17 protein-coding genes and 2 pseudogenes are annotated in these 21,020 nt (G+C 40.0%); 12 read left to right on the forward strand and 7 right to left on the reverse strand.

Features of this window, described 5'->3' with window-relative positions:
• Positions 1 to 17 precede the first annotated feature (17 nt).
• The 4 genes from IPK31_10835 (at position 18) to IPK31_10850 (ending at position 4,161) form a co-directional block, all read left to right on the forward strand.
• Positions 18 to 416, forward strand: coding sequence for a hypothetical protein (locus IPK31_10835; protein ID MBK8088393.1), 399 nt, complete (start codon positions 18 to 20; stop codon positions 414 to 416).
• Positions 417 to 484: 68 nt separating this feature from the next.
• Positions 485 to 2,428 carry a T9SS type A sorting domain-containing protein gene (locus IPK31_10840; GenBank protein ID MBK8088394.1) on the forward strand — a complete coding sequence of 648 codons (1,944 nt, stop codon included), beginning with the start codon at positions 485 to 487 and terminating at the stop codon, positions 2,426 to 2,428.
• Positions 2,429 to 2,479: 51 nt separating this feature from the next.
• Positions 2,480 to 3,235 carry a ribosomal RNA small subunit methyltransferase A gene (gene rsmA / locus IPK31_10845; GenBank protein ID MBK8088395.1) on the forward strand — a complete coding sequence of 252 codons (756 nt, stop codon included), beginning with the start codon at positions 2,480 to 2,482 and terminating at the stop codon, positions 3,233 to 3,235.
• On the forward strand, positions 3,232 to 4,161 hold the full coding sequence (locus IPK31_10850; GenBank protein ID MBK8088396.1) for a hydroxyacid dehydrogenase: 930 nt from the start codon (positions 3,232 to 3,234) through the stop codon (positions 4,159 to 4,161). The genes rsmA and IPK31_10850 overlap by 4 nt, the downstream gene beginning before the upstream one ends.
• 148 nt (positions 4,162 to 4,309) lie before the next feature.
• Here IPK31_10850 and IPK31_10855 read toward each other — a convergent pair whose 3' ends face one another.
• Positions 4,310 to 5,131: a hypothetical protein gene (locus IPK31_10855; protein ID MBK8088397.1), complete on the reverse strand. Its 822-nt coding sequence runs from the start codon at positions 5,129 to 5,131 to the stop codon at positions 4,310 to 4,312.
• A 427-nt stretch (positions 5,132 to 5,558) separates the two neighbouring features.
• Between IPK31_10855 and greA the strand changes: the two genes are divergently transcribed.
• The 4 genes from greA (at position 5,559) to IPK31_10875 (ending at position 7,471) form a co-directional block, all read left to right on the forward strand.
• Entirely contained in the window at positions 5,559 to 6,029 is a 471-nt protein-coding gene (gene greA / locus IPK31_10860) for a transcription elongation factor GreA (GenBank protein ID MBK8088398.1), read from the forward strand.
• A 158-nt stretch (positions 6,030 to 6,187) separates the two neighbouring features.
• A complete protein-coding gene (locus IPK31_10865; protein MBK8088399.1) occupies positions 6,188 to 6,580 on the forward strand; it encodes an HIT family protein in 393 nt (130 codons plus the stop codon).
• Between the two features lie 5 nt (positions 6,581 to 6,585).
• A complete protein-coding gene (locus IPK31_10870) occupies positions 6,586 to 6,984 on the forward strand; it encodes a hypothetical protein (protein MBK8088400.1) in 399 nt (132 codons plus the stop codon).
• A gap of 13 nt (positions 6,985 to 6,997) precedes the next feature.
• Positions 6,998 to 7,471: a hypothetical protein gene (locus IPK31_10875; protein MBK8088401.1), complete on the forward strand. Its 474-nt coding sequence runs from the start codon at positions 6,998 to 7,000 to the stop codon at positions 7,469 to 7,471.
• A 41-nt stretch (positions 7,472 to 7,512) separates the two neighbouring features.
• On the opposite strand, the gene ruvC is transcribed toward IPK31_10875, so the two are convergent.
• Positions 7,513 to 8,202 carry a crossover junction endodeoxyribonuclease RuvC gene (gene ruvC, locus IPK31_10880; GenBank protein MBK8088402.1) on the reverse strand — a complete coding sequence of 230 codons (690 nt, stop codon included), beginning with the start codon at positions 8,200 to 8,202 and terminating at the stop codon, positions 7,513 to 7,515.
• Between ruvC and IPK31_10885 the strand changes: the two genes are divergently transcribed.
• Together IPK31_10885 and IPK31_10890 are read left to right on the forward strand one after the other, a co-directional pair.
• Entirely contained in the window at positions 8,182 to 9,099 is a 918-nt protein-coding gene (locus IPK31_10885; protein MBK8088403.1) for a flippase-like domain-containing protein, read from the forward strand. The genes ruvC and IPK31_10885 overlap by 21 nt on opposite strands.
• Entirely contained in the window at positions 9,096 to 9,893 is a 798-nt protein-coding gene (locus IPK31_10890) for a DUF3108 domain-containing protein (protein ID MBK8088404.1), read from the forward strand. The genes IPK31_10885 and IPK31_10890 overlap by 4 nt, the downstream gene beginning before the upstream one ends.
• On the opposite strand, the gene IPK31_10895 is transcribed toward IPK31_10890, so the two are convergent.
• From IPK31_10895 to IPK31_10915, 5 genes are all read right to left on the reverse strand, one after another.
• Positions 9,894 to 10,757 (reverse strand): MBL fold metallo-hydrolase, encoded by an 864-nt coding sequence (locus tag IPK31_10895; protein ID MBK8088405.1) that lies wholly within the window; start codon positions 10,755 to 10,757, stop codon positions 9,894 to 9,896.
• 4 nt (positions 10,758 to 10,761) lie between these two features.
• Complete coding sequence (locus IPK31_10900) at positions 10,762 to 12,063, reverse strand: MFS transporter (protein ID MBK8088406.1); 1,302 nt, start codon at positions 12,061 to 12,063, stop codon at positions 10,762 to 10,764.
• A 77-nt stretch (positions 12,064 to 12,140) separates the two neighbouring features.
• Positions 12,141 to 12,962 carry an undecaprenyl-diphosphate phosphatase gene (locus IPK31_10905; protein ID MBK8088407.1) on the reverse strand — a complete coding sequence of 274 codons (822 nt, stop codon included), beginning with the start codon at positions 12,960 to 12,962 and terminating at the stop codon, positions 12,141 to 12,143.
• A 114-nt stretch (positions 12,963 to 13,076) separates the two neighbouring features.
• Positions 13,077 to 13,313, reverse strand: coding sequence for a DUF3098 domain-containing protein (locus tag IPK31_10910; GenBank protein MBK8088408.1), 237 nt, complete (start codon positions 13,311 to 13,313; stop codon positions 13,077 to 13,079).
• Positions 13,314 to 13,450: 137 nt separating this feature from the next.
• On the reverse strand, positions 13,451 to 14,329 hold the full coding sequence (locus IPK31_10915) for a hypothetical protein (protein ID MBK8088409.1): 879 nt from the start codon (positions 14,327 to 14,329) through the stop codon (positions 13,451 to 13,453).
• 428 nt (positions 14,330 to 14,757) lie between these two features.
• On the opposite strand from IPK31_10915, the pseudogene IPK31_10920 reads away from it, so the two are divergent.
• Positions 14,758 to 17,736 (forward strand): annotated as a pseudogene (locus IPK31_10920) (leucine--tRNA ligase).
• A gap of 151 nt (positions 17,737 to 17,887) precedes the next feature.
• Positions 17,888 to 21,015, forward strand: a pseudogene (locus IPK31_10925) (PD40 domain-containing protein).
• Positions 21,016 to 21,020 lie beyond the last annotated feature (5 nt).

Raw genomic sequence — 21,020 nt, forward strand, 5'->3', positions numbered from 1 at the left:
AGTAAATCTTAATCCCCATGAAAATTGTAATCATCGCTGTAGCTGCAGCATTAAGTGCAGGTATTACACAGGCAGATAATAATATTCCGGCAAGCAAATCAACTATCGTTGTCTCAGCAAAACCGGTTGTACAGGAATTTGGATATTTCCGTGTTCACCGTATGGGCAGGGATGCATCACTGAACTGGTCTGTTTCAGATGCTTCTACCGTTGCTTATTTTACCATTGAGCGTTCTTACGATGGTTCTTATTTTGAAACAATTGACCAGGTGGCATGCGACGGTGATGCTACACTTAAATATCGTGATGTAAACTGTTTCCCCGGCTATATTTATTACCGCATAAAAGCACATCAAACAGATGGCAGCGTTGTAACATCTCCTGTGGAGCTGTTACATCTGGTTGCTAAAAAGTGATAATTATCATTGGGGCTGTCTTGAAAAATGGCAGCCTCATTTCCTTTTTTCTTACAAAATCCGTTACTATGAAACAACTTTTACTCAGTTTGTTTCTCTTCTTCATATTAGTTACCAGTCATATACAGGCCCAGGTTACAACAGCACGGATCAAGGCGGGCTTTGGTGTAGATGCAGATTTGAGAAGCAATTTCTTTGATGGATTTTTACAGGCAGGTAACGACGATTGGTTCAGTAATACAGTTGGTGGCGGTGGTATTCATATTATCGACACTACAGGTGCATCCTATATTTTAAACAGATACACAACTTTGCCTGCCACACGTATGCAGCCTTTTTTCAGGGGGATGCGTTATCCGCAGTTTTCTATCGTCAATAACAAGATGCTGATCGATGCTATTTTTATCCGTGATCATCATGGCGATGATTCAACCGTATTTGCCTCAGGAAGTAACAAAAACGGAATGAACCCAAATGCCTGGTCAACTCCTGTATCACAGGGCATTCCTGATAAAAATGATATCCTCGACATGTTTATGCATGTTCGCAGGGATGGGATTAACTCAACTGACTCCTTATGGTTTTTTGGCGGCCTTTCTCTTGATAATACAACAGGCAACCGCTATTTCGATTTTGAAATGTATCAAACAGATATTTATTACGATAAACCATCATTGAAGTTTTATGGTTACGGCCCCGATGACGGACATACTTCCTGGGAGTTTGATGGAGCAGGAAATGTAACACGAGCAGGTGATATCATCTTTACTGCGGAATATGGAAGTTCATCATTAACTGCATTAGAAGCAAGAATATGGATCAATCAGAGTTCCTTATCCATTACCCCTGCAAACTTTAGCTGGGGTGGAGATTTTGATGGTGCGAATGCAGGGGCAACCTATGGCTATGCAAGTATTACACCTAAAACAGCCGGTGATTTTTATACAGGCTTACAGTGTGTTAATAATACATGGGCTGGTCCTTTTTCTGTGGTACTTCAAAATAATTCTGTTGTTACCAACTATTCTTCCAAACAGTTTATGGAGTTTTCAGTAAACCTCAGCAAGCTTGGTCTTGATCCATTAGTAACTATTGGCGATGCATGTGCACTTCCTTTCAGAAGAATATTGGTGAAATCAAGAGCATCTACCTCATTTACTGCTGAACTGAAAGACTTTGTGGGTCCTTTCAGTTTTTTCCGTGCACCAAGAGCTGAAATTGCAACCGATTTTCCTGTTCTCTGTCAAAATGGTGTAGGTGAAATATGGGTAACCAATCCTGTCTCAACTTCACTGTACACATGGAGCACAACAAACGGAAACATCACCGGTGATACAATTGGCGACAGAATTACAGTTGACGGGGCAGGTACCTATATTGTAAGGCAGGAATTAATGGATAGTTGCGGATCAACCTATGCGTCTGATACAATATCCATTGCAATGAATAATTTTTGTAATGTATTAAGCGGTAAGCCATATAATTTCACAGGCAAACTGTTTGGACAAATTGTTCAGTTGAAATGGAACAATGCGTATACGGCTGGAGATATCTTTGAAATTGAACGGAGTGAAAATGGATTAAATTTTTATGCAGTAAAAACGGTGGAGGCCAGCAGCTCCGGAGCGTACAGTATAACAGATCAGTTAAACAGCCTTCTCAAAAACGAATTGTTTTACAGGCTGAAGATTACCGGCTCAGCCGGAAGGGTATATTACAGTAATATCATTCGTATACAGCTCCCATCCGGTTCAGAAATGTTTATCAGCATTACGCCAAATCCCGTAGCCGATCATTTTCGTTTAGGATTCTTTGTTCAATATCCTTCCGATGCAGAAATCAGTATCGTTAACAGCACCGGGGCAATTGTTTACCATGCAAATGAAAAAACAAAAGCAGGAATGAATGAATGGTTCATCAGCAAAACAGCCACCTGGAAACCGGGGCAATATATCCTTCAGGTGAAATCATCTGACAATGTTTACCTCAAACGATTCATCATCTTACAGTAAATAGTTTCAAAGCCCTTCCTGTGAACGGCTTTTTACTGCTACTTTTGCAGCGTGCAATACACTCTTAAAAAATCATTAGGTCAGCATTTTCTCAAAGATGAAAACATTTGCCGCCAGATTGTGGAGGCAATCGTTGAAGAAAAGCCAAAGCAATTGGTGGAAGTAGGTCCGGGCGGCGGCGCATTAACCAAGTATTTACTGCAGTTAAAGGATATTGACTTTAAAGCTGTTGAACTGGATAAGGAAAAAGTGGATTATCTCGAACAGACTTATCCCGCCATTAAGGGCAAACTGCTGCATGAAGATTTTCTGAATGCTGATGTACCGTTTGAAGGACATTTTATGCTGGTGGGTAATTTTCCCTACAACATTTCTTCACAAATTCTGTTTAAGGTACTCGACTGGAAAGAACAGGTTGATTCTGTGGTTGGAATGTTTCAGAAAGAAGTGGCGCAACGAATCGCATCTAAAGAAGGAAATAAATCGTATGGTATCTTAAGCGTTTTGATACAGGCTTATTTTGATGTGGAATATTTATTTGATGTGGATGAAAATTGTTTCACTCCGCCGCCAAAAGTAAAAAGCGGCGTAATTAAGCTTACACCTGTAAAAGAAATTCCTGCCATGCAGAGCGAGAAGAAATTTAAACTGCTGGTGAAAACAGCATTTAACCAGCGCCGTAAAATGTTACGGAATGGTGTTCGTGGAATGTTTGATGAAGAATTTATTAAGGAGGATATTTTTAATAAACGGGCAGAGCAGCTAACAGTAAAACAGTTTGCTGAACTGACGTTTAAGATGAGATAAATATGAAGGTTATTATTACAGCAAAGTGTCATGAGTTACTGAGGCAGAAATTAGAGCAAGGAGGATATACTGTTGAGTACCGTCCCGAAATTACCTACGATGAATTGATCCATCAGCTCGATGATGTGGCGGGCCTTGTTGTATCAACAAGAGTAAAAATAAATGCTGCGTTGATGGATGAAGCCAAAAGCCTCATGTGGATCGGACGGTTGGGCAGTGGATTGGAATTGATTGATGTGCCTTATGCAGAAAGCAAAGGAGTAAAAGTGTACAGCAGCCCCGAAGGAAATTGTGATGCAGTGGGTGAACATGCACTCGCCATGTTGCTGAGTTTAATGAAAAAGATCAACACCAGTTTTGATGAAGTTAAAAAACAGGTGTGGCTGCGTGATGAAAATCGTGGAGTTGAATTGAATGGAAAAACAGTTGGTATCATCGGCTTTGGTAATACCGGCCAGGCTTTTGCAAAAAAACTCCGGGGCTTTGATGTAACCATTCTTGCACATGACCTTTACCAGTTTGAATTTGGCGGAACACAGGTTAGAGAAGCATCGCTTGAACAGGTACTGCGCTACAGCGATGTCATCAGTATGCATTTACCTTTAACGGATATTACCTTTCATTATGCCAATGAGGATTTTTTTAAAGAGGCAAAACAGAAACCATTTTTTCTCAACACATCAAGGGGCAAAGTGCATGATACCGCTGCAGTAGTCAATGCATTAAAGAATGGATGGATTGCTGGTGCCGGATTGGATGTGCTCGAAAATGAAAAGTTGTCAACCTATACTGCTGAAGAAAATGAACAGATCAACTGGCTGGCACAACAGCCGAATGTAATTCTAACTCCGCATGTTGCAGGTTACAGTCATGAAGCTCATTATAAAATGAGCAAGGTGCTGGCTGATAAATTGGGGTTGGTATAAAGAAATACCTTCATCAGTAGGATTACTTATAACTCCTGTGTTGTGAATTACCAGCCGGGATAAACCCTTTCGGACAGGCTTTAAATTGTATTGCGGCTTAGCTCTTACAAGACAGTTTCTATCTCATCTGCAAGCGGCATTTATTGTTTTATTTTATTGCCACGCTTTTTGTTCTCAGTCCGATAAGTACCCGGTTTCCAGTTGAGTTTGAATACGAAACAATCTCTACGTCCGCCAGTGAGATGTTGTATAAAGCATCTTTCAGATTCGGGGCCAGCAAGCTGATGTTGCCCTGTTGAATTGCTCCTCCCGCACCAGTCAAAAACCACTGATTCCAGGCTGCTCCGTCAAGGGCAGAAATTTCAATTGTAAAATTAATAGATTGCTGATTACCCGGTTTAATACTCAGTCCGCTGATTTTGGATACCCTGTTTGCGGGAAGTTTTCCAAGTGACAAAGAAAAATTGGAACAAAGAGCCGCATATTTATTCCTGCTTGCAAGTTGGGTCTTTATGCTTCCTTTCTGCTGTTCTACTTTTTCTGCCCTGATTTTTATAGTCGCTTTAAAGGCCGACTTTGAAGTTGCATCAAGAGCAGGCAGCAAAATTTCTTCCACCACAGTATTATCATAAAATCTTTCCTGAATATTTTCTCCTGCATAGTTTAGTGTTATAAAAACCATCCTGATACTGGGGCGTTCTTTGGATACCTGAAACAATGTTACTGCATCACGCAAAGCGGCATCGTCGGTTAACAGAAGATCAAAACTGGCTGTATGCCTCATTTGATTATTGGCATCCAATGCATCTGTAAAAAGAAAATTATCTGCCCTGAAGGTATATTTATCCAGCTGGATAACTGTAGTGGTTTGTGCATACATTGTTCCTTTTTGTGCAAATGCGCCGGTACCGGTTAACAGAAGGGCTGCTGTGAAACATATCGTTGCCAGCAAATGATTTATTTTTTTCATGATTCTTTTTTTTCGTTGGAATAAAAATAAGTTTTTGCAGATGTAAGGATATCCCTGTTTTAGTGGATATTTCACGTTGACAATATAAACGAAGCTCTCTTTAATTCTTAAGACGGCTTCTAACGGGTTATAGTAATTGAGAAAGTTGATTTTTTTCTCCAGGAAAGACCCGTTTTTTTATTTGAAGGATGTTGAGTTTGCCCAAAGGCTGCCGGATTGAAGCGGAAAGCCCACAGTGAAGCGGAGCGTAACGGGGACTTGCAGCGAAAAGCCGGAGCTGCTGATGTGATCAGTACCAAAGCTTACAGCCCAAAAGCTTCTTCTTTCAGAAAAGTTGTTTACTTTTACAGTTCAAATAAACATGCAACGCTTCAGCAGGCCTGGGGCGTTGTTATTTTTTTGTATAACCGAAAAGAAAGGAGGAAACATGAGTGTAAATTATGTAACAAAGGAAACACTGGATAAGATGCAGGCCGAACTGCAGGAAATGCGTGGCGTTCAGCGTCCTGCTGCTTCACGTGCTATTGCCGAAGCAAGAGAAAAAGGCGATTTGAAAGAAAATGCAGAATATGATGCAGCCAAAGAGGCGCAGGGTATGCTCGAAGCAAAAATCAAACAGCTGGAAGGAGTTATTGCCACTGCCCGTATTGTGGATGAAACTACAATTGATACAGGAAGGGTGAATATTTTAACAAGAGTTAGAGTTACCAACCTGGGCACTAAAAAAGAAATTACTTACCAGATTGTAAGTGAACGGGAGGCCGATCTGAAAGCAGGAAAAATTTCTGTTACCTCTCCAATTGGCAAGGGATTGCTGGGTAAGGTTGTTGGTGAAATTGCAGAAGTGCAGGTGCCTGCCGGTGTTGTAAAATTTAAAGTAGAAGAAATTACGGTATAAGAAGAAGTAAGAAGAACTGAAAAGGAAGAAGATGGGCGTGCAAATGCTCATCTTTTTCTTTTACATTTACGGCGGTTAAAATGGCTTGATTTATGCGTAACAGCAAGTTGAAAATTCAATCGGCACTCATAAATCTGAAATCAAAAATGTTTGGCAGCATGAGTATTTTCTCAAAAATTATTGCAGGCGAAATACCATCGTATAAAATTGCAGAGAGTGATCAGTTCTTTGCGTTCCTGGATATTTTTCCTCTTGCTGAAGGGCATGTACTGGTTGTTCCAAAAGTTGAAACAGATAAGTTTTTTGATGTGGCTGATGAATACCTTGCAGAGCTGCTGATCTTTGCCAAACCAATTGCTAAAGCAATGGAAGCCGCCTTTGATTGTAACAGGGTTGGTATTGCAGCAATTGGACTGGAAGTGCCGCATGCTCATCTGCATCTTGTACCAATCAACAGTGCCGATGATTTGAATTTTACCAGACCCAAACTGAAATTAACAGATGACCAAATGAAATCCGCCCAGCAAAAAATTCTTGAAAAACTAAAATAACATCTATGAGTCATAGCCATCAGGGACGTCACGATCATTACGGGTACAAAACAAAAGGAAGCAGGAAAAGTCCACGTCCGCAGTTAATTACCATTCTCTGTGCAGCTTTGTTTGCTTATGGATTATGGGAAATAGTGTATTCGTTTACAGGTAATATTGTGTTGAAAGGTGGTGTTGATACATTGTACCCCGCTGTAAATGCATTGATGATTGTGTTTAGTTTTGTAGGATTGAGCGGCGTATGGACAATGGAAAAATGGGGCCCAATCAGTTTTGTTATTGTTGTTACACTGAAGCTTTTGGTGGATGCCATCTTTGGGTACTTCAACTGGATCTTTGTATTGGGATATATTCCTGCCATCATTTTTTTACTTGCCTTGCCGAAGATGAGGAATACAGATTAATGCCCCGTTTCGTATGAAGAGCTTCTTTCATTTTCTTCTGCTTGCAGTTACTTCACTAAGTGGCCTGTCCGTTCAGGCTCAGGATTATCTGCTTCATAAAAAAACAAATGTTGAAAAGCGATTAAGCAAATACGGCAGCCGGAATAATGAACGGGCTTTTGTATATGCAACTGATTCAACACTGCGGCTTTCTGTGCAGGACAGTACGAAACGTAAAATGGATATTACCTGTTATTTTGATGGAAAGGGAAGCTGTTACAAAGAAACCAAAACAACCGACTGTGATGAATGTTTTCAGAAGTATTTAAACGAAGTGCTGTATCGAAAAACGTACAAGTGGAAAAAAGTGAATGATGCACTTTATGTTTCAGGTAAATTCTGGAATATGTGTATTGTTATTGATGATAAGACAGCATTCTCCTACAGTATTATTCATAACTACATGGATAAGCAGAAGCAAAAAAAAATACACGAAAGCATTGATTGATAGAAAGCTCTTTCTGCTTTACCTAAAGTTACCGGCGGTTGTTATTTTTTAATTCTCCCCGGATTTTGTTTCATAAAATCTTCCCAGCCCTTTACTTTTCCTGCGCTTTTGAGTAAGCTGTTGGATGTTTGAAAATGATGGCAGAGCGCTACTGCCAACGCATCTGTAGCATCATAGTATTTTGGTTTGGCTTTAAACTGCAGGTGATGCTGCAGCATTTTCAACACCTGTTCCTTATCTGCATTTCCATTTCCTGTTACCGATTGTTTTACTTTTTTGGGCGAATACTCCGTTACATTCAATCCTGCGCTCATGGCAACAGCAATGGCTACACCCTGCGCTCTTCCCAGCTTCAGCATACTCTGTACATTCTTTCCAAAGAAGGGGGCTTCAATAGCAAAATCAGTTGGTTTATATTGCTCAATAACCTGTTTTACTTTTTCATGGATCAGTTGCAAACGGATATATACATCCTTGTGTTTGGTTAATTTCAGTACATCCATATCAATTAACTGCACCTTGTTTTGTTTAATACTGATGAGTCCGTAGCCCATGATTACAGTTCCCGGATCGATGCCCAAAATGATTTTCGCAGAAGTTTGCAAAGTGCAGGTTAATTTTGGCCAAATTAATTGAAACTGAGCAGGAATTTCAAAATCTTTATTAATTACTTTCTGGGACCGATCCTCTTTCTGTGGATCAGTATTTCTTTGTACAACCAGGTAGCTCATCAACCCGACTTACCTCTTGCATGGCAGCAGATGAAGCAGGCCGTAACAGGAGAGCAAAGCTGGAAATTATGGCTGGCAATTTTGCTGATGCCGGTTAACTGGGGACTGGAAACCTTTAAATGGTATGTGCTGGTAAATAAGTTTCAGAAATTATCTTTCAGTAAAGCATTTGAATCTGTACTCAGCGGGTTATCCTTAGCTATGAATACCCCCAACCGCATTGGTGAGTATGGAGGCAGGGTAGTGTATCTGGCCCGGGATTTCCGTATGAAAGGCGTAGCACTTGCAATTGTAAGCAGCGTTGGGCAGTTACTGATAACACTCATTTTTGGATGGATAGGCTTATTGATCCTGAAACCTGAATTGTACCGTGTACAGTTAAGCGGAACACATTTCTCTGTTATCCTGCTCCAGATATTTCAGTATTCGGTTTTGTTTTTTATCCTTATCACCGGGTTGTTTTTCTTCCGCATGCAGTTATTAGCGAAGATGCTGAAATGGATTCCCTGGCTAAAGGAAAAGTTATCATTTACAGAAGTATTGGAAAACTTATCGAACCGGGCTTATCTTCAGGTATTATTTTACTCTTTTTTACGTTTTATTGTTTTTGCCTTACAATATGTGCTGATATGGCAGGCCTTACAGGCAGATATATCCTGGTGGCAGGGTTTTTGGAGCGTGGCACTGATCTTCCTGGTAATGGCAATTGTTCCAAGTTTTGCCATTGCTGATGTTGGAATCAGGGGAAAAGTGGCTATCAGTATTGCAGGATTATTCAGCTCGAACAGTATTGCCTTACTGACAGGAACAGTGGGCATCTGGTTACTGAACCTGGTTCTTCCTGCTTTGCTCGGGAGTTTGTTGTTACTGACGATTAAAATTTTTAAAGAACGATGAAGTTTTTTTGGACCCTGTTTTTTACCTTGTTATCATTCAACTCTGTTCCCACACAAACAGGCGATGAGTTTTGCGGCATTCATAATACATCTTTTCAAAGCGGTGAATCCATTAACTACCATGTGTACTATACATTAGCCGGTATTTATGTATATGGTGGTGAAGCAAATTTCAATGTAAATCTGGAACGTTATAACGGTAAACCCGTATATCATATCGTTGGCGATGGCAAAACAACTTCTTTCTTTGATGGCTTCTTTAAAGTAAGAGACAGATACGAAAGCTATATTGATACTGCATCACTGCAACCCTACAAGTTTGTACGCAATATTGTTGAAGGCGATTTTAAGAAATTTGAAAATGTAACATTTAACCATGCGTCAAACACGGCTACATCGCAGGGAGGTACATTCAAAGTACCTGATTGTGTACAGGATGTGCTGAGTTCTATTTATTATGCAAGAAATATTGATTTCAATAAATACAAACCCGGCGATAAGATTCCCTTCAGCATGTTTATTGATGACAAAACCTACAACCTTTATATCCGTTACCTCGGGAAAGAAAAAATAAAAACCAAGTATGGTAAGTTCAATGCAATAAAATTTAAACCTCTCTTGATTGAAGGAACCATTTTTAAAGGAGGAGAAAAAATGATTGTTTGGGTAAGTGATGATGCCAATAAAATTCCGGTACGGATTGAAAGCCCCATTTCAGTAGGCAGTGTAAAAGTTGATATGATGGGATACCGTAATACACGGTTTAAGTTAAGCGGACTCATCAGTCAACGGTAATTAACCAAGCGAACTCAGCTCAAAACTCTCGTTTATCCTGATTCCTTTTTCTGTTTGTTGCAGTGTGCAGCATTCAACCTTTGGATCATGTTCAAAGAAAAGGACGAAATCTTTTTCAACAGCCTCCTCTAAAAACAATTTCTTTTCATTCATCGTCAGTAATGGCCTGGTATCATATGCCATTACATATGGAATGGGAATATGTGCAGCCGCCGGTAACAGATCGGCCATATACACAATGGTTTTGTCTTTATAAGTAATTTGTGGCAGCATCATGCTTTCTGTATGTCCATCAACAAATCGGATTGACATCTTTTCATAAAAAGAAGAGGAGGGAATTTTATGAAACTTTCTTTCGCCGGGCACAACAAATTTTAATTGTCCACTTTCTTGAATGGGTAAAATGTTTTCTTTCAGAAAGGAAGCTTTCTCCCGGTCGTTTGGTTCTGTAGCCCATTGCCAGTGATGTTCATTACTCCAGAAGGTTGCATTCTTAAATGCAGGTATCAGTTTTTCTCCTTCACGTTTAATGGAACCACCACAATGATCAAAATGCAGATGTGTTAAAAATACATCAGTAATATCATCCTTACTGAAACCATGGTTGGCTAATGATTTATCCAATGTATCATCGCCATGTAAATAATAATGGCTCATGAATTTTGCATCCTGTTTATCGCCCATGCCATTATCAATCAGAATTAACCGGTTGCCATCTTCAATCAGTAAAGAACGCATGGCCCAGCTGCAGAGATTGTTTTCATCAGCCGGGTTCAATTTGTTCCACATCACTTTTGGCACTACACCAAACATTGCCCCGCCATCTAATTTGAAATAACCTGTATTAACGGAATAGAGTTTCATTTGATCAGTTCGCTTTTTTAGTCTGCGCCTGCAAAGTATAAAACAATAAGAAAAAGCCAATGACAAAAAATGTCATGAGAGCCAGTACCGAATTTCGTTGTGAACCGTTAAAGAGTTCAGTAATGTAACCAAAACTGAACATCCCGATTACAATGGCAATTTTCTCCGTTACGTCATAAAAACTGAAGAAGGAAGTGGTGTCTTTTGTTTCGGGCATCAGCTTGGCATAAGTAGAACGACTGAGCGATTGTATTCCACCCATTACAAAACCAACACAGGCTGCAAGTCCGTAAAATTGATAAACGCCTCCTTTTGGAATAAGATAACCAACATAACAAAGCAATACCCAAATGGCAACAACAATCATCAGGGATTTGATATTGCCAATCATGCTGCTTAAGCGGGAAATAAGATATGCACCGGGAATGGCAACTAACTGTATCAGTAAAATAGAAACAATAAGGTTGCTTACCGGTATCCCCAATTCACTTTTTCCATACAATGTTGCTGCCAGCATAATTGTTTGTACACCCATATTGTAAAAGAAGAAAGCAAACAGAAAACGTTTCAACACAGGCATACTGCTTAATTGCAGCCATACTTTTCTCAGTTCCATAAAACCGTTGGCAAGTACATGATGTTTACTCTTCCGTTCTGTTCTTGGACTGATGGGTAAAATGGCCAAAGGAATCTGTGAGAAAGCAAGCCACCAAACACCAACCAGCAGAAAAGAAGTACGCAGGGCATCTGTTGTTGTAAACCCGAACCATTCTTTTTTAAACAGTAACACAAAGCAGATGAGCTGTAACAACACACTGCCGATATAACCCATGCTGAACCCTTTTGCACTGATCCTGTCACGGTCTTCTTCCGCTGCAATCTCAGGCAGGTATGAATTATAAAAAACCAAACTTGACCAGAAGCCGATGCAGGCTAAAATAACAGTAGTAATACCAAGATTTAAATTATCGCCTTTAAAGAAGAAAAGCATACTGCAGGATATACTTCCAAGCGTAGAAAAAAAGCGCATGAAATGTTTTTTATTGCCCCTGTAATCTGCAATAGATGAAAGTACCGGGGAAATAAAAGCAACAATTAAAAAGGCAAATCCTAAAGCATAATTATAAAGAGCCGTATTCACAAAATCCCTTCCAAGAAAACGAACAATACCTGTTCCGTTTTCACCTTTTGTAACCTCTTCATAGTAGGCAGGAAACATGGTAGCAGTAATAACCAGGTTGTAAACACTATTGGCCCAATCATACATGGCCCAGCCGTTAACAACTTTCTTTGAAGCAGTCTGCATATGGATTGTTTATATGTGAAACAGGTTGTTTCAGCACAGGTAGTTTACATGAAAATAGGATATTAAACTGAAATGGTTTATTTCAGGTAGCCCGTCATGATCATTATCAGCAAAATAATACCTGCAATAATCCTGTACCAGCCAAACAAACGGAAGCCGTGCTTCTGTAAAAAGCCAATAAAGAATTTAATGGCCAGCATGGCAACAATGAATGCCACAACGTTCCCAATAATAAATGCGGTTGTGTTTTCTGTGGTTGAAAGAATGATTTCATAACCCTTTTGTTCTGCACCATTTGCTGCCCAGTCTTTTACAAATAAGGAATAGCCTGTAGCTGCCGCCATGGTTGGTACAGCAAGGAAAAAAGAAAATTCAGCAGCTAAGGAACGGGTTAATTTTTGCTGCATACCGCCAATGATAGAAGCGGCGCTGCGGCTTACTCCCGGAATCATTGCAATACATTGCCACAGGCCAATAATGAATGCTTTTCCAAACGATAACTCTTTTTCTTCTTTAATAGTATGTTGTTTGAAAACGTTATCAATGAACAGCAGCACAATACCACCAAGCAGCATGGTAACAGAAACCGTGAGTGCACTCTCCAGCATTTCATCAATTTTGTCACTGAATAATTTGCCCAGCACCAATGCAGGTAATACGGCAACAAGAAGCTTGGCATAAAACTGCCAGCTCTTGAAATCAATAAATTTTTTCCAGTATAAAACCACCACACTTAAAATAGCACCCAGCTGTATGGCTACGGTAAAGAGTTTTGTAAAGTTGTCGGATGGGACATTCATCAAACGCTCAGCAATGATCATGTGACCGGTAGATGAAATAGGCAGATATTCAGTTAATCCTTCTACAATGGCAATGACGATGGATTCAAACGTATTCATGAAAACGCAATTTGAAAATTTGGAAATTTGTTGATTTGAAAATGAAAAAGCCGACTTGAAAATCTGACACTCATCTTCAAATTTTCAAATCGGCTCATTTCCAAATTATGTTGCTTAATCTTTTGGCTTTTTCATGATGGCGTAAATCTCCATCACCAAACCTGCAATGATGAGGATCGGTGCTATTGTAATACGGCGAATGCTGTACACTTCATCTTTATTAAACACATTGGGGTCAGCACTTTTGCCGCCAATCATCAGCAAAAAACCCAGAATGATCACGGCTGCGCCAATGGCCATCCACATATAGTTTTCTTTGGTAAAAATCGTTGCTATTTTCTTTTGGCTCATAGTCTTTGTTTGAGGGCTGCAAGATAAGGAAAGTTCAGGAAGTCGGGAAAGCGAACAGGACCGAAAGAAGGTAAGTCAGAAAAGTCCGGAAGAAAGAGATTTCTTCCGGACTTCCCGTCTAATTACTTTCTGTCTTCTTAATATAATTCATCCAGTTTCATCTTCAAATACTTCATTACACTGCGGTGGGTGCTGAACAGCGAAATGCCCACACCAATGAGAATGATCGAACCAAAGAGAATGAGATACAGCTTCGGGTCACGAAGTGCCTTCATATCCGGAATATAACTTTCGGCCCACACAATGATTAGCCAGATGGCTGCAATGGCAATGCCTGCACTGATCAACCCGTTGATCACCGCCCTGATGTTCATAGGTTTTGCAATAAAGCCCCTGGTAGCACCAACCATCTGCATGGTTTTAATAAGGAAGCGGTTGCTGAACATGGCTAAACGTATCGTTGTATCAATAGAAACAATTACAATAGCACTCAATAATACAGCAACAATCAGCAGCACAAGCCCGATTTTTTGTGAACGTTCATTGAGCGTTACTACAAGATCTTTGGGGTACTGCACTTCACTGATCACACCCGGGTATTTGCTCATTAAATCAGCAGTGATTTTATCCAGGCTGTCTTTTCTTACATATTCAGCCTTGGCAAAGAAATCAATGCTTTCAGGTAAGGGGTTCTCGGTTAAAATTTTATCCCAGCTTTCATTCCCGTCTTTGTTATAAATCTCTTTTGCCATGTCTTTGTTTACATAGGCTGAAGATTTTACATAAGGCTGTGCCGCTACATAACTGGTTAAACTGTCAATAGACCGTTTATTGGTAGTGCTGAGCCACGCATGAAACTGTATGTTTTCACGCAGGGTATTACCTACTTTCTGGAAATTTAAAAAGATCCACCCCAATACACCAAGAATGAATAAGACTAAGGCTACTCCGATAATGCTGTAGATGTAAGAAGGCTTGGAGCGCTTCATGGAAGCTTTGTTTTGTACTTGCGCCATGCAGTTATGAATTTTGTAAGTTCTTTGTTGTTTACCCACAGAAGCAATTGCAAAGGTGGGCGGGCCTTCCTTCACCAAGGCTTTGGGAGGCGAGCAAATTTAACAGATTTAGCCCTGCAATCCTTAATTTTGTTGCCCACTTACTGTGTAATGCTCAGCTCAGGCAATAGTAATAAAGATTTGAGCGAAGTAGTAACGATTGTAATCCGTCATTATTTCAAGGATGCTGTAGAAAGGGGAATGAAAAGAATTTTTTAAGTCTTCTTTCACAAACTCTGGTCATCGTTCCTTGCGTCGCACACTTGTACTCTTGGTTCAATGCGGATCAAAAAAAAGTTGAAACGGGTTCAGAAACCTGAAGTGAGTGACACAACAAAGGCAAAATTGAAACACAAAGCTGGTATCAAAAATAATAATCGAAACGGTCAATGGAATACAAGTTTAGAGAAATAGAAAAGAAATGGCAGGCACACTGGAATGAAACACATGCGTATAAAGTTTCTAATACAAGTGACAAACCTAAGTTTTACGTGCTGGATATGTTCCCTTATCCAAGTGGTGCAGGCTTGCATGTGGGTCATCCTTTAGGATATATTGCCAGTGATATTTATTCACGGTTCAAAAGGTTGAAAGGATTTAATGTACTGCACCCGATGGGTTATGATGCATTTGGATTACCGGCCGAGCAGTATGCCATTGAACATGGAGTACACCCGGCCGTTAGTACCGATCAGAACATTAATAATTTCCGCAGGCAGTTAGATAATATCGGTTTCTGTTACGATTGGGACCGTGAAGTGCGTACCTGCGATCCCGGTTATTACAAATGGACGCAATGGATCTTTTTACAACTATTCAATAATTTCTATAACCGTCACACAAATAAAGCAGAACCGATTGCTAATTTGATTGCATCGTTTGAAGCAGAGGGTTCTTCAACTCACGGCTACCGACTATCGACTACCGGCTTTACTGCAGCTGAATGGAAAGGGTATGATGATGCAGCGAAGCAAAGTATCCTCATGGACTATCGCCTTGCCTACTGTGGTTTTGGTGAAGTAAACTGGTGCGAAGCATTGGGAACTGTACTGGCAAATGATGAAGTGGTGAATGGTGTAAGTGAACGTGGCGGACATCCCGTAGTAAAAAAGAAATTACGTCAATGGTATTTGCGTATTACAGAATATGCTGATCGTTTGCTGGAAGGGTTAGACAGAATTGAATTCAGCGACAGCATGAAAGAAATGCAAACCAACTGGATTGGAAAGAGTAGTGGGGCTGAGATAGATTTTAAAATCGTCAGTCGTGATGCGTCAGGCGTGAGTAAACCCCTCACGACTATCGACTCACCACTCAGGGTGTACACAACAAGACCTGATACTATTTTTGGTGTTGACTTTATGGTGATTGCCCCCGAACTGGATTTAGTTGATCAGATTAAATCGGCTGAGCAGGCAACTGCTGTTGATGAATATATTGCTTATGTAAAAAGCCGCAGTGAACGTGAACGCCAGGCGGAGAAAAAAATCAGTGGTGTGTTTACAGGTTCTTATGCACTGAATCCGTTTGATGGAAAAGAAATTCCTATCTGGATTTCTGAATATGTACTGGCAGGTTATGGTACAGGTGCTATTATGGCTGTACCCTGTGGCGATGAAAGGGATCACAAGTTTGCCACTCATTTTAATATTCCCATCACGAATATCATTGGCAGTTATTACAATGGTGAAGAAGCGAACCCTACCAAGGAAGCAACACTTGAAAACAGCGGTTTCTTAAATGGTATGCTCATGAAAGATGCCATTGATGTGGCGATCAATAAAATTGAAGAGTTGGGTATTGGTGTACGCAAAGTGAATTTTAAAATGCGTGATGCTGCCTTCAGCCGTCAGCGGTATTGGGGTGAACCATTTCCAATTGTTTGGAAAGATGGGGTTGCTTATCCATTAAGTGAAGATCAGTTACCTCTGTTATTACCGTAAGTTGAAAATTATAAGCCAGTACCAGAGGGCGAAGGTCCTGTTGCCAACATACCAGACTGGATAAATCAATTCGGGTGTGAAATCCCCCCTTTGGGGGGTGGGGGGGCTTTGGAAACGAATACAATGCCCGGTTATGCAGGTTCTTCATGGTACTTCTTACGTTATATGGATCCGCATAACGACAAAGCATTTTGCGACCGTACCGTTTCTGATTACTGGAACCAGGTTGATTTATATATTGGCGGAACAGAACATGCAGTAGGACATTTATTGTACAGCCGCATGTGGACGAAAGCTTTGTATGATCTTGGGCATATTGGTTTTGATGAACCATTTAAAAAGTTGGTGAATCAGGGGATGATACAAGGTTCATCGAGGTTTGTGTATAGATATAAATTTGAGTTTAAGAAAGAGTATGATAGTATAAATCAAATCCTATCAAAGTATCAAATTTTTATTTCTAACGATATTAGAGATAAAGTTAAACCCAGCTTCTATATTGAAGAATATAATCTTGTCGATATTCTCTCAAACTTAATCCCAGAACTGAAAGAAAATAATTTTACAGCAGAAAAGTTTGATGGCGTCGAAGTGAGTCTTTTTGATTTACACGTTGATGTAAATATTGTTGATGGCCTTGAGTTAGATACAGAAGCATTTAAAAGATGGAAACCAGATTTTAGCAACGCTGTATTCTTGTTGAATAATGATAACAAATATATCTGCGGCAGTGAAGTAGAGAAGATGAGTAAGTCTAAATTCAACACGGTTAATCCTGATGATCTGGTAAACAGGTACGGCGCAGATACTTTCCGCATGTATGAAATGTTTCTCGGTCCGGTAGAGATCAGCAAACCATGGGATACAAAAGGCATTGAAGGTGTTCACCGTTTCCTGAAAAAGTTATGGCGTTTGTTTTACGACGAAGTTAAAGGACAAGTGTGGAAGGATGAAAAACCAAACGACGCCGAATTGAAAGTGCTGCACAGAACCATCAAAAAAATTGAAGATGATACAGAACGTTTCAGTTTCAACACCGGTGTAAGTACATTCATGATTGCAGTGAATGAACTCAGTGATCTGAAATGCCACAAGAAAGAAATTCTGGAACAGTTACTCATCATGCTCACTCCTTATGCGGCGCATGTGCGTGATGAACTTTGGGATTTGCTGGGTCATAAAGACAGTATTCTGGATGCCAGCTTCCCCAAATTTGAAGCGAAGTATGTTGCTGAATCAAGTAAAGCATACCCAGTTGCCATCAATGGTAAAACAAGAGCTGAGCTTACACTTGACTTAAATATTACACAGGTTGAAGTGGAACAGATCGTGTTGAGTAATGAAGTGGTGCTGAAATGGCTCGACGGTAAACAACCAAAGAAGATCATTTACGTAAAGAATAAAATGATCAACCTGGTAGTATAATTTTTTACCGTTTATAAATAACCAATCCCGGAATCAGCAACTTGCTGATTCCGGGATTTTTTTTACAAATTGAATACGGCTGCAAATTGTTCTGAACGGTTATCTGTCAATTGCTTTTCCTCGTACATTGCTGTTCCAAAATCAATTAACAATGAAACTTATTGTTTTTCTCCTGCTGTTGTTTGCAGAAACTGCGTTTTCTCAAACAGGAAATGCTTATTTCCTTTCCAATCCAACCTTAACACCCGATGGTGAAACAGTCATCTTCAGTTATGAAGGTGATTTGTGGAAAGCAGCCGTTAAAGATGGACAGGCCACACGTATCACAGCCATGCAGGGTTATGAAACATCAGCAAGGGTTTCACCCGATGGGAAATGGATTGCCTTCAGTGGAAGACAATACGGAAATGTGGATGTATTCATCATGTCAGTCAATGGTGGTGATATAAAGCAACTTACTTTTCACAGCAGTGCTGATGAAGTAACCAGCTGGAGCTGGGATTCCAAATACATTTATTTTAACAGTGGCCGCAACGGACAAATATCAGGTTTTAAAGTGTCGAAAGATGGCGGTACTCCTTTAAAAATATTTGCCGATTATTTCTTCCTGTACGATCACAATCTTGTGGAGCATCCAACATCAGGTGAAATCTTTTTCAATGATACATGGGAAAGCAATAACCAGGTGCAGCGTAAAAGATACAAGGGAGCATTTAATCCCGATATTCAATCGTACAATCTTAAAACAAAGCAGCATAAGAAATACACTACCTGGGAAGGAAAAGATTTCAGCGCAAGTATTGACCGTAAAGGAGCTGTTTATTTTATTTCTGATGAAGCGAACGGACAATACAATTTGTACGCAATCGCAGGCAGCAATAAAAAAGCGCTGACTAAATTTTCTTCTTCCATCAAAACTCCGCAGGTAAACGCTGATGGAGGAAAGATTGTGTTTGAGAAGGATTACCAGCTGTGGATCTATGATGTGGCAACAGGCAAAGAGAACAGGCTCGCTATTTCTATTTCACGGAATAATATTCTTCCCAAAGAAAAAGATTTTGATGTAAAAGGAAATATCTCGGCCTTTGATGTATCACCCGATGGGAAGAAAATAGCTTTCACAGCAAGGGGTGAATTATTTGTAAGCGATGCAGAAGGTAAATTTATTCAGGAGGTTGATCGTAATACCGTTGAACGTGCAGCAGAAGTAAAATGGCTGAGCGATAATAAAACATTGCTGTACACACAAACACTGAAAGGGTACACCAATCTCTATACAATTACAGCAGGAACAAACAATGCACCTAAACAGATCAGTAATGATTTGCGGAACAACCATTCCATTACATTCAACAAAACAAGAACAAAAGCAGTTTATCTCAGCGGCAGAAATGAAGTACACCTGCTTGATTTGAAAACAATGGCTGATAAATTAATTGTGAAAGATGAGATCTGGGGTTTTCAAAACAGCAACCCGGGTTTTTCATCCAATGATGAATATATTGTATTCACTGCCTACCGAAATTTTGAACAGGATATCATTGTATATAATATCGGTGAAAACAAAACCACCAATTTTACAAAAACGGGTATTTCAGAAACAGATCCAATCTGGTCGCCAGATGGACAGTATATTTATTTTACTTCACAACGCTTAAAACCATCTTATCCTTTCGGTACAAATTCAGCACATGTGTATCGCATTCCACTTGAAAAACTTAATGCACCTTTCCGGATGGATAAGTTCAGTGAATTGTTTACAGAAGAAAAGAAAGACACAGCACAGAGGAAAAAATCAGCAGCCGATTCTATTAAAAAAACAATCATCATCGATCAGGACAGGCTGATGGAAAGAATTGAGCAGGTAAGTCCGCAGTTTGGTCAGCAGTTTTTACAGCAGGTATATCAAAAGGGAGAAAAGACAACGGTCCTCTTCAGCAGTAATCATGCAGAAGGACAATACTCCTTATGGAAAACAACCATTGAACCTTTTGAACAAAATAAAACTGAACGTATTGCAGGTGTAATGGGCGGCGGCTTTGATTTTGTGCAAACCGGGGATAAGTATTTTATTCTTATCAACGGAACCATTAACAAACTGAACCTCGATGCAAATAAAGCTGATCCCATCAATATGAATTTTGTGTACAGAAGAAATCTTGCCGGTGAGTTTGATCAGATGTTTGACGAAGCATGGGCACAGATGCAGGAAAATTATTATGATGAAAATTTCCATGGGCTCGACTGGAAAAAAACAAAGGAATACTATCAACAGTTTCTGCCTTATCTCAACAACCGTGCAGATCTGCGCATCCTGTTAAATGATATGCTGGGCGAACTGAATTCTTCACACCAGGGATTTTCAACATTTGGCGCAGATGAAAGCATTGCATTACAGAACCGTACCATGGAAACAGGAATTGTGTTTGATAATGAACAGCCTTACCAGGTGAAGTATGTGGTAAAACGTTCAGCTGCTGATAAGAAGGGAATTGATTTGAAGCCAGGTGATGAGTTAATAAAAGTAAATAACGAAATAGTTGACAAAACAGTTGACAGAAGTTTTATTTCACCAAGCCTTCGCTTGATACAGAAATGAAACTCACTTTCAGCAGAGGCGATCAGACAATTGAAGTGAAGCTGCACCCAGATGCAAGCATGTTCAGCACTCTTTACGAAGAATGGATTGACCGTAACCAGCAAACAGTTGATGAGAAAAGCAAGGGACGAATTGCATATGGTTATATGAAGAATATGGGTACAGGTGAACTTGACCAGTTTATTACGGATATGACACAGGAGCTGCAGAACAAAGATGCATTGATTCTTGATCTGCGTTATAATACAGGTGGCAATGTTCATGATGAAGTGCTGAAGTTTTTATCGCAGCGTTCTTACCTGCAATGGAAATACCGTGAAGGTGCAGCAACACGTCAGCCGAATTTTTCACCAAGTGATAAACCAATAGTCCTGCTTATTAATGAGCAATCGCTCAGTGATGCTGAAATGACAGCACAGGGATTCAAAGCTTTGAAGCTGGGAAAGATCATTGGTAATGAAACATACAGATGGATCATCTTTACATCGGGTGTTGGATTAGTTGATGGTTCATTCGTTCGTATGCCTGCCTGGGGTTGTTACAGCCTGGAAGGAAAAGACCTGGAAGTAACAGGTGTACAGCCTGATATTCTTGTTATCAATACCTTTGAGGATAAAGTATCAGGAAAAGATCCGCAGCTAATGAAAGCAATTGAAGAAATATTAAAACAACTAAAATAGCAGAG

It is taken from the genome of Chitinophagaceae bacterium (genome assembly GCA_016713085.1).
In the GTDB taxonomy this organism is placed as follows: Bacteria; Bacteroidota; Bacteroidia; order Chitinophagales; family Chitinophagaceae; genus Lacibacter.

What these genes read in the sequence shown, in the direction of transcription:
- IPK31_10835 (MBK8088393.1), top strand. Translation starts at nt 18, where the DNA reads ATGAAAATTGTAATCATCGCTGTAGCTGCAGCATTAAGTGCAGGTATT.
- IPK31_10840 (MBK8088394.1), top strand. Translation starts at nt 485, where the DNA reads ATGAAACAACTTTTACTCAGTTTGTTTCTCTTCTTCATATTAGTTACC.
- IPK31_10855 (MBK8088397.1), bottom strand. Translation starts at nt 5,131, where the DNA reads ATGAAAAAAATAAATCATTTGCTGGCAACGATATGTTTCACAGCAGCC.
- greA (MBK8088398.1), top strand. Translation starts at nt 5,559, where the DNA reads ATGAGTGTAAATTATGTAACAAAGGAAACACTGGATAAGATGCAGGCC.
- IPK31_10865 (MBK8088399.1), top strand. Translation starts at nt 6,188, where the DNA reads ATGAGTATTTTCTCAAAAATTATTGCAGGCGAAATACCATCGTATAAA.
- IPK31_10870 (MBK8088400.1), top strand. Translation starts at nt 6,586, where the DNA reads ATGAGTCATAGCCATCAGGGACGTCACGATCATTACGGGTACAAAACA.
- IPK31_10875 (MBK8088401.1), top strand. Translation starts at nt 6,998, where the DNA reads ATGAAGAGCTTCTTTCATTTTCTTCTGCTTGCAGTTACTTCACTAAGT.
- ruvC (MBK8088402.1), bottom strand. Translation starts at nt 8,202, where the DNA reads ATGAGCTACCTGGTTGTACAAAGAAATACTGATCCACAGAAAGAGGAT.
- IPK31_10890 (MBK8088404.1), top strand. Translation starts at nt 9,096, where the DNA reads ATGAAGTTTTTTTGGACCCTGTTTTTTACCTTGTTATCATTCAACTCT.
- IPK31_10895 (MBK8088405.1), bottom strand. Translation starts at nt 10,757, where the DNA reads ATGAAACTCTATTCCGTTAATACAGGTTATTTCAAATTAGATGGCGGG.
- IPK31_10900 (MBK8088406.1), bottom strand. Translation starts at nt 12,063, where the DNA reads ATGCAGACTGCTTCAAAGAAAGTTGTTAACGGCTGGGCCATGTATGAT.
- IPK31_10905 (MBK8088407.1), bottom strand. Translation starts at nt 12,962, where the DNA reads ATGAATACGTTTGAATCCATCGTCATTGCCATTGTAGAAGGATTAACT.
- IPK31_10910 (MBK8088408.1), bottom strand. Translation starts at nt 13,313, where the DNA reads ATGAGCCAAAAGAAAATAGCAACGATTTTTACCAAAGAAAACTATATG.
- IPK31_10915 (MBK8088409.1), bottom strand. Translation starts at nt 14,329, where the DNA reads ATGGCGCAAGTACAAAACAAAGCTTCCATGAAGCGCTCCAAGCCTTCT.